This window comes from Furfurilactobacillus siliginis, from assembly GCF_001437435.1.
In the GTDB taxonomy this organism is placed as follows: domain Bacteria; phylum Bacillota; class Bacilli; order Lactobacillales; family Lactobacillaceae; genus Furfurilactobacillus; species Furfurilactobacillus siliginis.
In genome coordinates, this window is sequence record NZ_JQCB01000004.1 from 160,165 (window position 1) to 173,456 (window position 13,292).

At 44.8% G+C, this 13,292-nt stretch carries 10 protein-coding genes; 2 read left to right on the forward strand and 8 right to left on the reverse strand.

Going from position 1 to position 13,292, the window contains the following annotated elements; all coding sequences use genetic code 11:
* Positions 1-45: 45 nt before the first annotated feature.
* From IV55_RS04425 to IV55_RS04440, 4 genes are read right to left on the reverse strand one after another with little or no spacing between them, the layout of a single operon-like run.
* Positions 46-1,056: a Ppx/GppA family phosphatase gene (locus IV55_RS04425; RefSeq protein ID WP_057809772.1), complete on the reverse strand. Its 1,011-nt coding sequence runs from the start codon at positions 1,054-1,056 to the stop codon at positions 46-48.
* 2 nt (positions 1,057-1,058) lie between these two features.
* Positions 1,059-3,209 (reverse strand): RNA degradosome polyphosphate kinase, encoded by a 2,151-nt coding sequence (locus IV55_RS04430; RefSeq protein ID WP_057809774.1) that lies wholly within the window; start codon positions 3,207-3,209, stop codon positions 1,059-1,061.
* A gap of 24 nt (positions 3,210-3,233) precedes the next feature.
* Positions 3,234-4,760: a Ppx/GppA phosphatase family protein gene (locus IV55_RS04435; protein ID WP_057809776.1), complete on the reverse strand. Its 1,527-nt coding sequence runs from the start codon at positions 4,758-4,760 to the stop codon at positions 3,234-3,236.
* Positions 4,761-4,817: 57 nt separating this feature from the next.
* Complete coding sequence (locus tag IV55_RS04440; RefSeq protein WP_057809778.1) at positions 4,818-5,660, reverse strand: PPK2 family polyphosphate kinase; 843 nt, start codon at positions 5,658-5,660, stop codon at positions 4,818-4,820.
* A 168-nt stretch (positions 5,661-5,828) separates the two neighbouring features.
* Here IV55_RS04440 and IV55_RS04445 point away from each other — a divergent pair, with 168 nt between their 5' ends.
* Positions 5,829-6,635, forward strand: coding sequence for a Cof-type HAD-IIB family hydrolase (locus IV55_RS04445; protein WP_057809780.1), 807 nt, complete (start codon positions 5,829-5,831; stop codon positions 6,633-6,635).
* 196 nt (positions 6,636-6,831) lie between these two features.
* On the opposite strand, the gene IV55_RS04450 is transcribed toward IV55_RS04445, so the two are convergent.
* On the reverse strand, positions 6,832-7,806 hold the full coding sequence (locus tag IV55_RS04450; protein WP_225425864.1) for a DMT family transporter: 975 nt from the start codon (positions 7,804-7,806) through the stop codon (positions 6,832-6,834).
* Positions 7,807-7,990: 184 nt separating this feature from the next.
* Between IV55_RS04450 and IV55_RS04455 the strand changes: the two genes are divergently transcribed.
* Entirely contained in the window at positions 7,991-8,809 is an 819-nt protein-coding gene (locus tag IV55_RS04455; protein WP_057809782.1) for a TIM barrel protein, read from the forward strand.
* Here IV55_RS04455 and IV55_RS04460 read toward each other — a convergent pair.
* From IV55_RS04460 to adhE, 3 genes are all read right to left on the reverse strand, one after another.
* Positions 8,801-9,481 carry a CPBP family intramembrane glutamic endopeptidase gene (locus tag IV55_RS04460; protein ID WP_057809784.1) on the reverse strand — a complete coding sequence of 227 codons (681 nt, stop codon included), beginning with the start codon at positions 9,479-9,481 and terminating at the stop codon, positions 8,801-8,803. The two genes, IV55_RS04455 and IV55_RS04460, sit on opposite strands and share 9 nt — an antisense overlap.
* A 21-nt stretch (positions 9,482-9,502) precedes the next feature.
* Positions 9,503-10,054, reverse strand: a complete 552-nt coding sequence (locus tag IV55_RS04465; RefSeq protein ID WP_057809786.1) for a hypothetical protein — start codon at positions 10,052-10,054, stop codon at positions 9,503-9,505.
* A gap of 196 nt (positions 10,055-10,250) precedes the next feature.
* Positions 10,251-12,896, reverse strand: a complete 2,646-nt coding sequence (gene adhE / locus IV55_RS04470) for a bifunctional acetaldehyde-CoA/alcohol dehydrogenase (RefSeq protein WP_057809788.1) — start codon at positions 12,894-12,896, stop codon at positions 10,251-10,253.
* Positions 12,897-13,292 lie beyond the last annotated feature (396 nt).

Below are 13,292 nucleotides of genomic sequence, written 5' to 3' on the forward strand. Positions count from 1 at the left end.
CCCCGACTTTTGGCCCACTCTCTTTTTGTTTCGTTCACAGCCAGTCTAGTCCGACGTGTGTTTAATCAACGACACATCTTCTTGTTGATCACCGACGACACCTTGCCGCCGCAAATCAGCTAGATGTTCATATAAGATCCCCTCGCGCACACCATTTTCAGAGAAAATGACACGTCCTGAATCCAAATACCGCATAATCGTCACCAACGGCGTGCTACCAGCCGCAATAATATCGGCACGCGCCTTGGACAATCCCGGCATTGCTTTGCGCTCAGCCAAATTACGCTCAATGATCTCAGCATACACATCGTCAACCTCTGACACGTTCATCCGAAACCCATGAATATCCTCAAAATCAGCGACTTGCTTTTGTTTGCGACGAATCTTTGCCAACGTTCGATTGGAACCGCCTAACGCAACGATTGGTAAATTTTGCCCGCGATGCAGCCACCAAATGCCATTGAACAGCCGTTGGATAGCTGTAGACAACCGGAAAATATCAACTGCCGCAATCGTATCAGTTCCATGCGCCAAAAACGTCTCCGTCAGATTCACAGATCCGAATGGCAGACTCACCAAATTTTGTGCACGCCCATTTTGAACCAAAATTAATTCACAGGATGCGCCACCAGTATCCATGACAACACAGTTCGTCACTGGCAGTGTATTGATAACACCTAAAAAGTCATAATGGGCTTCTTCGGTTCCCGCAATCACTTCGATCTTCAGCCCATCGACTTCTTGGGCGACGCGCGCTAAAAAGGCAGCCTGATTTTTAGCATTACGAACGGCCGCCGTCGCAATGGCTTTCAAAGTTAGGTTTGGCAATTGCGAGTAGGTTGCTTGAAAACCTTGCAGTGCAGCAATCGTTCGCTGTATTGGAAGCTCTTGTAGCATCCCCGTTTGTTCCATTCCTTCAGATAAGCGGACAAATTCCTTGTCCATTTTGCTTCGTGTAAAACGACCGGTTTCATCGATAGTCGTCACGGTCATCCGACATGAGTTAGACCCTAAATCAATGACGGCAAAATTTTCCACAAGTGCGACTCCCTTCATTTTTAATCATCATCAGTCAGTGCTTCACTGGCTGGCCGCATCAACGGCGTAAACGGTGTCTGTGGCTTTTCCGTCACTACGTGGGCTTCGGCAGTCGCTTTTTGCTGCGCGTCATCTAGTAGTGTTGCCTGCACATCCAATGGTGCTAGCCCGCGCCGATCTACCTTTTGCCACGTACCATCCGGCTGTAACACACGGGTTTTCACGTTATCATGCCACATCAGGTCAAAAACATGCCCAACTGTTTCTTTAATATCATCCTGCAGTACCGGGAACAGTAATTCCACCCGGCGACTGATATTTCTGGTCATCAAATCAGCTGATGACAAGTACAATTGATGGTCGCCGTTTGCGTAAAAATCATAGATTCGGCTATGTTCCAAAAGCCGCCCCACAATTGAGTGCACAGTAATATTATCTGAAATACCAGGCACACCAACCTTTAAACAGACAATCCCACGAACGATCAGGTCCACCTTTACACCTGCCGCTGACGCCGCGTACAACTTTTCAATCATGCCTTTGTCTGACAATGAATTCATCTTCATTTTAATATGTGCTGGCCGGCCCGCCTGCGCATTGGCAATTTCATCATCAATTCGTTCATATAAAAATGATCGCAGTGTGGTGGGTGCAATCGCGACCCGTTCAAAATGATCTGGTTCACTAAATCCAGACAACATGTTAAAGACATTTGATGCATCAACACCCATTAGCGGATCAGCGGTGAAGATACCCATATCCGTGTACAGGTGTGCGGTCACATCATTGTAGTTCCCGGTTGCCATATGCATGTAGCGTTTAATGCCGTCTGCTTCCCGACGCACCACTAACAGCAGCTTACAGTGTGTCTTCAAACCGACTAGTCCATAGATTACATGACAGCCTTCATGCTCGAGCATCTGCGCCCATTTAACATTATTTTCTTCATCAAAACGTGCTTTTAATTCAACTAACACCGTTACTTGCTTTCCATTACGAGCCGCCTGCGCCAAATGCTTAATGATTGGCGATTGCGAGGACACACGGTACAGCGTCATCTTAATAGCCAAGGTATCCGGATCAGTGGCTGCCTGCTGCACAAATTTCACGACTGGATCAAAACTATCGTAGGGATGTTGAACAAAAATATCATGCCGCTTAATGGCCGCAAACAGATCACCTTCGCGCAATGCTGGCTGCACATAACCTTTAAACGCTGGATACAGCATCTCGGTATGCCCTGTGATTTGCTTGGCCAATTTGCCCAAGAAACGCAAATCAAGTGGTCCTTTAATGTCGTACACGTCATCTGCTTGTGCGGCCAGATCCTTCACTAACTGTTTACGCAGTTGTTTAGACATGTCGGCATCAATTTCTAAACGCATGACTTGCGTGTGATCACGCACCGCCAATTCATGTTCCACTTCTTTTAATAAATCGCTGGCATCCTCTTCGGTCACATCAAAGTCCATATCCCGAATAACGCGGTAGGCGCAGGCCTCTTTGATTTTAAAACCAGTAAATAATTCGGCCAGATAGTGTTTGATCACTTCTTCCAGCAAGATAAATTCGTTGGTACCTGGTAATGCAACAACTCTGGCGAAAGTATCTGGTACCTGAATGGTCGCAAAGCGGTGTTCACGTTTACCGCTATCTTCATCTTTTTCATTTTTTATCAAACGAATCGCAATGTTCAACGTGTTATTGCTGATAAACGGAAACGGCCGGGAGACATCAACGGCCATTGGCGTTAATACAGGATATAAAACTTCCCGAAAATACTGCGTCAAAAAGCTAACCTGAGCTGAGTTTAGTTCATCAAAGGCGCGCAAGTGCACGTCAATCGCCGCCAATTGTGGCAATAACGAGCGATTGAGCGTGCGATACTGCTTATCGACGAGTTCATGCACCCGCGCACTGATAGCCGTTAATTGTGCGCTGGGTGTCATTCCTGATGCATCGGCTTTGGTATACTTCACCTCCGCCATTTTCCGCAGGGATGCGACTCGAACCATAAAGAATTCATCGAGATTATTTTGTGTAATCCCCAGGAAACGAACTCGTTCAAGTAACGGGTTATTTTTATCACGTGCCTCTTCCAAGACCCGGTCATCGAAATCGACCCAACTTAATTCACGATTAACAAATAAATCTGGATTGCCATAAGTCATTGTTTCAATCTCCCTTCGCCACCGCTAAAAGCGTCCCGTTCGTTGCAGTATCGGTTGAATTCCATAGACCTCTTCAAAGAAGCGGCGCTTTTTATTAAACGTCCATGTTTCTAATTCAATATCATCATTGGCAGTCGCACGAATAATAACCTGTGGCTTTTGAATCGAGACACTGATCTTCGCAATTTTGTGGAGCCGACTATCATCCAAGGCATCTGCTAGTCGCAAGATTGCCGCCAGTTTGACCATCACTAAACGGTTCTCCATGCTGATATTAAAGCGACTTAAATCCGCCGAAACGGTTTCCGAACTATGGTATCGCGCAATCGCAGCGACCTCTACCTGCTCATCAGCGCGTAGCCCTAACATTTCTGAATGATTGATAATGTATTCCGAATGAAAGGCGTGCCGCGTACTGTCAATGAACAAGCCGCTGTCCTGCAAGATGGCTGCTAGTTGCAGCAACAGCCGCTCACGTGCGCCCAGACCATGTAACGGCTTCAACCGATCAAACAATTGGGTCGCAAACGTCACGACAGATTCTTGATGCCGTTTATCCACGTTGAACCGGTCGGCTAACTCATAGGCCGCGCCTAGCATCGCCTGACTAACAGCATCACGATTCCGCGGTTGTTTATGCTGCTTCGCCTCTTCATCAGCCACACATCCATCGATCACCTTGAAATCAGTCAGATGCACCGTTTGTACCTGTAAGTGATCAAAAACTTCGTCCAACATGAGAAACAACGGTAACACTTCATTGATTTGATCCGCTGGCAACTCATTATTATTCAACAAATCCTGTGGCGTCAGCTGACTCACTATCTGGAATTGCTGATCAAAGGCGGCACGACTCAACTTGACGTATCGTTGCCCCTTCGGAATGAGTCCTTCTAACAGGTTTAGTTGAGAGCCCATCAAAATCACCTGATCAAACGACTGCTCGGGGATATACTGATATAGATTAACTAGTTTTGAATGCAAATAGTCGCTTAATACTTCTTGATAGGATTCCACCCGGTGCTCTAACGGTTCTAATTGCGTCGCGACCTGCCGTGGTCCGACAAACAATTCACGTGTTAACCGTAATTTTCCGTCTCGAAACATCATAAAGTGCACCATGCTGGCACCGACCTGCATCAACAGTGTATTTCCATCGATCAACGCATCAAAATTAGGCAGCAATTGTGCAGCTTCGTATGAAAAAAGTGATTCTTCATTGACCGTCATAAAATGGAGCGTCACACCGGTCATAATAAAGATATGATCACGTACATAATCAATGTTGGTCGCCTGTGCAATCGTGTGACTCGCCACCAATCGATAATTGGTCACCTGATAGTCAGCGAGCAGTTGCAAGAAACGTCGCAAAATCACAATCACTTCATCCGCACGCTGCGCTGCAATTCGTGATCCATCAAAGAGTGCAGTCCCTAAATTCAATGGCGCAGTTACTCGTTCAATGACAGCATGTCGCTTTAAATCAACGATCATCAGCTCCATTTCCTGTGCGCTCATGACCATCGCACCATACAAATTTCCCTTTGCCATGGTTCTCGCCCCTTAACTATCTCGTTCTGTCTGTAGTTGATTTAGGATTTCATGTAACTACTGCTTTTCGGCATCGCTCACAGTTGGATACGCCGGCTGTAATGCACTTAATCGATTAATTAAAATGTTGGAGGTTACTAACCGCGATTCCCACTTTGAATCAGACGGAACGACGTACCACGGATTTGCTTTCGTTGCCGTGTGATTCAGCATCTCTTCATACGCTGTTTGGTAATCATCCCAGTAGGCGCGTTCCTTAATGTCAGCTGCTGAAAATTTCCAATTCTTGTCTGGCACTTCAATCCGTTTTTCAAAGCGACGTTTCTGTTCCGCCTTGCTGTAGTGCAAGAAAAATTTCAGTAAGATGATTCCGTTGTGAGCTAAATAGCTTTCGTAGTTTGCAATGTCTTGGTAACGTTCTTTAAACAGCTCATCAGTTACGTCAGCCACTTGGCTGATACCAGGCAAGTGTTGGGTCGTCAAAATTTCCGGATGCACACGGCTGATCAAAACATCTTCATACTGTGATCGGTTGAACACCTGAATACTGCCGCGTCGTGGTAATGCCGCCGAAACACGCCACAGATAATCGTGCGCAAGTTCATTCGTCGTTGGTTGCTTGAAACTAACTACCCCAGTTCCCGATGGATTCAAGCCGCTCATTACGTGCCGAATCAAACTATCTTTACCGGCAGCATCCATTCCTTGCAGTAAAATCACGACACCATATTGCGCCTGTGCAAATAGTTTCCCTTGTAATTCTGCCAACTGACACACATTGTCAGCCAGTTGTGCCTTAATTTCTTCATGATCAAGCGGGGTGCCAGCCACTTTCGTTGACGACTTCGCTAGCTTTAGCTGTGTGGTGCCGTTAAACCGATACGTCTTTTCATCGTTCATATCGCTCACCCCATCTTCTCTTCTAGCTTCATTCTACTGGCTTCATCGCCAAAGTTAAATTATTATCGTCGGAAAGTTTACAAATTTCTGATGGAAAAATTATGCTATTGTGAAGATAATAGTCTATATACAGCTACTTCGTTTAAAACGCTTACTTGGAGGATTCTCATGATTAAAATGGTTGCCCTTGATTTAGATGGCACATTGCTTACCAGTGACAAAAAAATTAGCCGCCGTAATGAAGCAATCTTAAAACAGCTTCACCACGACGGCATTAAAATCGTTCTGTGCACCGGACGCCCCATCAATGCCATCTGGAAATACATTGAACAGCTCGGTCTCACAAACGTTGACGACTACACCATCACGTTCAACGGTGCCCTCGTTATTCAAAATGTCGGGCATGCTGAACTCTTTCGCTCCGGCATCGACAAACAGGATTTAACTTTGCTGCATGATTATTGCACAACCCACAACTATCCATTAGATGTGCTTGATTTCGAACAAGTATGGCCATTATCTGACTTAAAGCCATCCTATTATGAAGGTATGTTGAACGCCGGACTGACATTCACACACGTCGACTTCGCTGATTTACCTGCCGGCGAATATAGTAAAGCCGTTATGTCATTTGATCCGGAAGTCTTAGATGATGCAACCGCTAATCTCACCCCTGCCATGCAAGCACAGTACCATGCGGTTCGTTCACAACCGAAGATTCTGGAGTTTTTGGCTAAGGGAATGGATAAGCACGTCGGCCTAAACGCGTTGCTAACGCACTACGGTTGGGACTTTAGTAATTTAATGACCTTCGGTGATGCCGAAAATGATTTAGGGATGCTACAGGCAGCCAAGGTTGGGGTCGTGATGGACAATGGCAAGCCTGACATCAAAGCTGCTGGTACCGATGTCACTGGCAACAACAATTACGACGGGGTCGCACAATTCCTCGAACAGTTTGATTTTAGTAAGTAGTGTCTGGCAGCTGTGTTAATCCTGCAAAAAACAATTAAGCTGTTATATAAAAAGTGAGTGTTTGGGACATATGTCATCTTGTCCCAAACACTCACTTTTGATTTACGCGCTTAAATAACGAGCGAGTGGGACAAAAATCAAGTCGCTGTGCAGTCCACAACTTCTCGACTTCTGTCCCACTCGCTCACTTTTTCAACTATGAATGATTATGTCCATGGTTCGATGAACCGAACCAGCTGCTCATCGTCAACGCGATCTTTTCACCAACCAGTGTGACAACTGAGCCAATCAGAATCACAACGATCCCAATCACCGTATTCGCATAAATCGGTTCGCCCAGTACGATCAGAGCCAAAACAGGCGCTAATGCTGGCTTAATGAAGAAGATCAGTGAGGCAACTGGAATACCTGCTTCATCCATCACGATGAAGTACAGACCAAACGCCACACCCGTTACTAAAATGCTGACATACGCTAGCAATGGTAATGAACTCCAGCTTAAATTAGCAAAGAACGGGACATCACTGAATCCTTTGATACCACGAAGGAAGTTCGCCTCGCCAGGAATATGTGTTGATAACATCAACAAGCCCAGTTCGGCCGCTCCGGCAATAAACGAGAAACACGTCATCGTTAAGCCATCGAAGTGATGCCGCCCGGAATTAACCCGTGACAAAACACCGTATAAACCAAAGGTAATGGAACATAGTAGCCCGAGCAAAATTCCCATCGGGTTCGTCAATTTGAATGGGTTAATAATGATCAACAAGCCCACCAACGTTAAGCACACAGCAATCGTATTGGTTCGCGTCATCTTTTCACCAAGGAAAATCAACCCAATCAACATGCCAAACACTGGGTTTGCACTCAATAAGATTGCGACTGTTGAAGCAGCTGTTGCTTGAATCGCCATTTGGTATAACGTCATGCTGACAACAACACAGGCGAATCCTGTTAACGCAAAGGCACCCCAGTCACGCAGATGCAATTTTTGCTGATGATTATGTAAAGTATGTAATGCAATCGGCAGTAGTGCTAGACCACCACACAAAAAACGAATAAAGTTAAGTTCAATGGGGTTAAAGCTCCCACCTGCGATCTTCAGGGCGATTTCCATAGAACTGAACAAAAAGGTCGAGATAATAACGTAGACGAGTGTTTTGACTTTCACGATTAGACACAATTCCCTTCTCTAAAATACAAGGCGGGCGCATGCCGGAACGTCCGTCGACGATTACGTGTAATACGTAATCAGCAACAAGATACCTTTCCACTATACCACACCATTCAAGTTTACTTCCGGTACGATAGCAAAACACTTATATATCATTACTAGAATTTAAGGAGGTTTGTCCATGCACGTTACATTGGGTCTAAAAGGGAGCACAAGTACCCGCCAATATCGTAACCGGTTAACTTATTTCCCCGATACGTTTGAATTCTACCTTGATGAGGACGACTTTACGCCTGCTGGTCTAACTCATTTGCAACGAGCGATCGATGAAGTTAAAGCTGTCACACCAAACATCGTACTGCACCAACCCATGCGTTTTGGCGATTGGTTCGTCGAAATGGTGACACCAGAACAAAAAATGCCAGAGCTTTACCGATTTCTCCGGTTTAGCTCTGACAAACTAATTGAGATTGCAACTAAAAATAACATTCAAGCATTGTTACACGGCTCTTATTCCCGTCAAACGCAGGCGTTCATCGACATGTATCCGTCCTTTGAACACGCGCAGGCGGTTGTCTTTGACCGCTTAGATAACTACGCAAAACAAGGCGGTGACCATATCATGTTTGAAAACTCAATTTCACCATTGTTCTTTTATGGTGACCCCGAAATGGATCGCCAAATTTTGGAACGCCACTATCGCTTAGCTTTTGACACGAGCCACTGTTTTATCAAAGCACACGGCAGTAACACTGTGCTGGCAGAGTCGCTCACCCGTTTGCGAAATCACGTCGTTCATTACCACTTGGTGGACTCGTATGGTGAAACTCATGATAGCTTACCGCTTGGGGTCGGCCACATTGACTGGCAGAAAATGCTACCATTGCTAAACAAAAAAGCCTCACGAATCTATGAAATCAACTTAGCAGACTCAGCAAAAGCCACAGAAATGCTTATTTCTCACGCCTACTTGACGGCGCTGGCCGCAACACTAAAGTAATACCGGTAGCATCCCCAATGCATTATTAAACATATGCAATCCAATACTAAAACGTAGATCCCGTGTTTTAACGTACATGCTGGCAAACAGTGCCCCCATGAAGAAATATATCCATGCGCTCGGCGACCACAGGCTCGTATGAATGCTGGCAAATAATAGCCCATTGACGACGACACCCACGACCAGAAGCCAACGCTGCCCCAATTTAATAAAGAAATAATTGTAAAACAGTCCACGAAAAATCAATTCCTCAATAATTGGCGCAATGATGACCGCAGTATAAGCGGTTAACCATGGCGTCTTTTTAAGCATCTCATTAATCAAATGTTGATTTTCGGATGGTGCCTCACGAATCAATGATTGTGCCATTAATAACGCAAATAGTCCAATCAAGGCAACCCCAGCGATAGCCCATTTACGCTTTCGCGTAGGCTGCTGTGCAAAGTAATCATCTTCCCGGTGCGCCAAACCATACCGATAAAAATAAATTAAGAACCAGATGACTAATCCTGCCAAAATAGTTGTCGCACCACCCAATAGGAGCTGTTCAATCATCGTCGGGTGTTTGATAAACGATGCAAGATCTGCCGGTAAATTTGCAGCCTGATAGAGTAAAAATGCTGCAAACATTAGACCTGCACCTAGTAAATAGCGTCTAAATTTTTCTGCCATCTGACGAGCCCACTTTCTGCATTATTCTGCCTGACTCAAATTATACAACGTCAACTGAGTAACTGTTTTATCAGACTTCTGTGCATCCGTTAAAACTTTGCGTAACAGTTGCGTTGAAATATACGTTGAACTGTCTGTCGGCGTGTAATCAATCTGATAGCCAGTTCGTGCGTCATCAGGTTGAACCCATAACCGGTATTTGTGACCGACCTGTAAGCCATCAAAACGTGCAACGCCTTGCGTACCCTCACCGTTCAACACCTGCGCCGATAAATTCAACACAATTGGGGTATGCCAACCAGATGGCGCCTGACGCGCAGCCAGTTCAGTCGGCAACGTTTGTGCATGATTTTGTAGTGTAAAAATTGTATCTGTCGTGGCTTTTTCCGTAGGTGCCTTTGCTTTAATTGCTTTCTTCACTGGTGCCTTCTTTTTTGTAGGCTGCTTTTGGGGCGTTGAAGCAACCTGTTTTGTAGGCGTTGGCGTGTGTCCAACTGGACGCGCTGTCATTGCGCTAACACCGATTGCACCAAGAATGACCACTAGAAAAATCCAAAAATTACGTGAGCGCATAGTTGCCTCCTTTGTTGCGTTGCTTCACTGATCAGCTAAAGTGTAATAACAAATTATCTTATGTCAACGAAGTACTGTCAAATATCACCTCATACTAATGCTCAAACACGTGTAAGACTGAAACTCAAAAAGGTTGAAGACAAAATCACTTCTGTCTTCAACCTTTTTAGAACGCTCTTAAAATGTCGGCCCCGTTTTAGTACAAGCCACGAGTCTTAGTTTCAACACCCTTACCGTCGAAATCTTCTTCAAGGATTTCCTTCAATTCTGAGATCAAAGGTTCCTTTGGATTAGCAGTTGTACATTGGTCTTCGTAGGCCAATTCAGCAAGCTTATCAACAGTTTCGTCAAAGTGCTTCTTGTCGACGCCGTTTGCCTTCAAGCTCAATTCAACACCAACACTGTGTGCTAAGTCGATGAATGCTTGAACAAGACTTTCAACAAGTTCTTCAGTTGTGTTCCCCTTCAAACCAAGGTAACGAGCAACGTCAGCGTAGTCTTCGTCAGCACGGTAGTATTCGTACTTAGCCCACATAGCCAACTTGTTAGGCATTTGTGCGTTGTAACGAATCGTGTGTGGCAAAGTGATGGCGATACATAGTCCATGAGCTAAGCCGAATTCCCCACCAAGTTTATGAGCAACGGAGTGGTTAATCCCCAGGTAAGCATTAGCGAAGGCCATACCAGCTAAGGTTGACGCATTGTGCATTTCTTCCTTGGCCTTAGGATCGCCGTTGTATGAAGCAGTCAGATTGTTAAGAACTAACTTCAATGCTTGGAGTGACCATGGACGTGTGTAGTCTGAAGCCAAACTTGAAACATATGATTCAAGGGCGTGACAGAAAACATCCAAACCAGAGTAAGCGATGGTCCGCTTAGGAACAGTCATGATGAACTGAGGGTCCACGATGGCAACGTCTGGTGTCAAAGCATAGTCAGCCAATGGGTACTTAACATGAGTCTTTGAGTCAGTGATAACAGCGAATGGTGTTACTTCTGAACCAGTACCTGAAGTTGTTGGGATGGCAACGAACTTAGCCTTAGTGGCCTTTTCGAAGCTGTACGTCCGTTTCCGGATGTCCAAGTACTTCTGCTTAGCACCGAAGAAGTCTGCACCTGGGTGTTCATAGAACATCCACATGTTTTTAGCGGCATCAAGTGGTGAACCACCACCGATTGCGATAATCGTGTCAGGCTTGAATTCATTCATCAAACGAACCCCACGATCAACTGTGTCAGTTGATGGGTCTGGTTCAACTTGGTCAAAGACTTCAATTTGAACTTCTGAGCCATTTGGACGTTTGCGAAGACGATCGCGAACGATGTCAACGTAACCGTTCTTAACCATTGATGGTGAAGCAACGACGAAGACTTTTTCAACGCCTTCCATGTCAGTTAAGTAACGAACAGAGTTCTTTTCAAAGTAAACTTTACTTGGAATCTTAATCCATTGCATGTTGTTTCTCCGTTTCGCGATTGTCTTAACGTTAATCAAGTCAAATGATGAAACGTTATGGGAAACGGCGTTCTTACCCCATGAACCAGTTCCCAAAGTTAGAGAAGGAATCATGTTGTTGTAAATGTTACCAATCCCACCAACAGCAGATGGTGTGTTAACAAGCACCCGGCTGGCCTTCATCCGAACACCAAATTCAGTCATTAGAGCTTCGTCTTCCGTTTGAATCCCGGCAGTATGACCCAAGCCACCAAAGTCGAGTAATTCTTCACAGCGAACCAAAGCTTCTTCACGTGAGTTTGCTTTGTAAACAGACAGAACTGGTGACAACTTTTCAGCTGACAATGGGTAATCAGGACCAACGCCATCGATTTCAGCTAATAATACTTTCGTGTTTTCTGGCACTTTGATACCAGCCAACTTTGCAATTTCAAAGGCTGACTTACCAGCGATTGGTCCCTTAACACCGTGGGTAACTGGGTTAAACATTGCTTCGCCAAGTGCCTTTTGATCTGACTTCTTAACTAAGTAAGAACCAAGACGTTGGAATTCAGCCATTACGTCATCGTAAATGTCAGCATCGATAACAGCTGAGTTTTCAGAAGCACAAACCATTCCGTTATCGAACGTCTTTGATAACGTCACATCGTTCACAGCACGCTTGATGTTCGCACTCTTTTCGATGTAGACAGGACCATTACCAGGTCCGACACCTAAAGCTGGCTTACCAGTTGAGTAAGCGGCCTTAACCATACCAGGACCACCAGTAGCTAACGTTGAGGCAATCCCATCGTTGTTGATCAATAAGTTAGTCGCTTCAATTGAAGGTTCGTCGATCCATTGGATCATGCCTTCAGGTGCTCCTGCAGCAACTGCGGCGTCACGGACGATCTTGGCAGCGGCCACACAAGAATTTTGTGCTTGTGGGTGGAAAGCAAAGATGATTGGGTTCCGCGTCTTAACAGCGATTTCAGCTTTAAAGACAACTGTTGATGTTGGGTTTGTTACGGGTGTAATTCCGGCAATAACACCAAGTGGTTCAGCAACTTCAGTGATTTCTTCAACGTCATCTTCACGGATGATACCAACGGTCTTGTCATCCTTGATCTTGTGCCAAATGTTTTCTGAAGCATAAATGTTTTTAATTGCTTTATCTTCAACAATCCCACGACCAGTTTCTTCAACTGCAAGCTTTGCTAGTTCCATGTGATTGTCCAAAGCTGCCATGGCCATTTCATGAACGATGTGGTCAATACGCTTTTGGTCGTAGTCATCCATTTTAACTAACGCTTCGTGACCTTTATCAACCAGCGTTTGAATCATGTTGGCTACATCTGTTGTTTCTGTTGTTTCTTTAACGGCTTTTTTATCAGTCTTCACAACCATTGTTTGAATTCCTCCATCAATGTCGAAGTTATTTATAGTTTGTTATCTCTTTCACAATTAGTAGTTTATCACCTTGTAAAAACTTTGCAAGTACTTTTGCTCAAAATCGCACAATGATTTTTATAGTAACCGTTTTCATCTACTCTATCAGTGACTTTAGATTGAAACATATTTTCATTTTAACGAATTTAAAGTGGTTTTTAATTTTGTGAAATAATATTCTAAGTTGTGGGTTTTATACAAAATGGTCCGAGACAAAAGTGATTTTGTCTCGGACCATTTTAAATTCACGAGCTTAAATAGCGAAAACGTGGGTCAAAAGTCAAGTCGCTGTGCAGGCTACGAACTACCTACCGGGTTGAAAACCAACCCGTACGGCAGTTCTAGGTCTTGCTC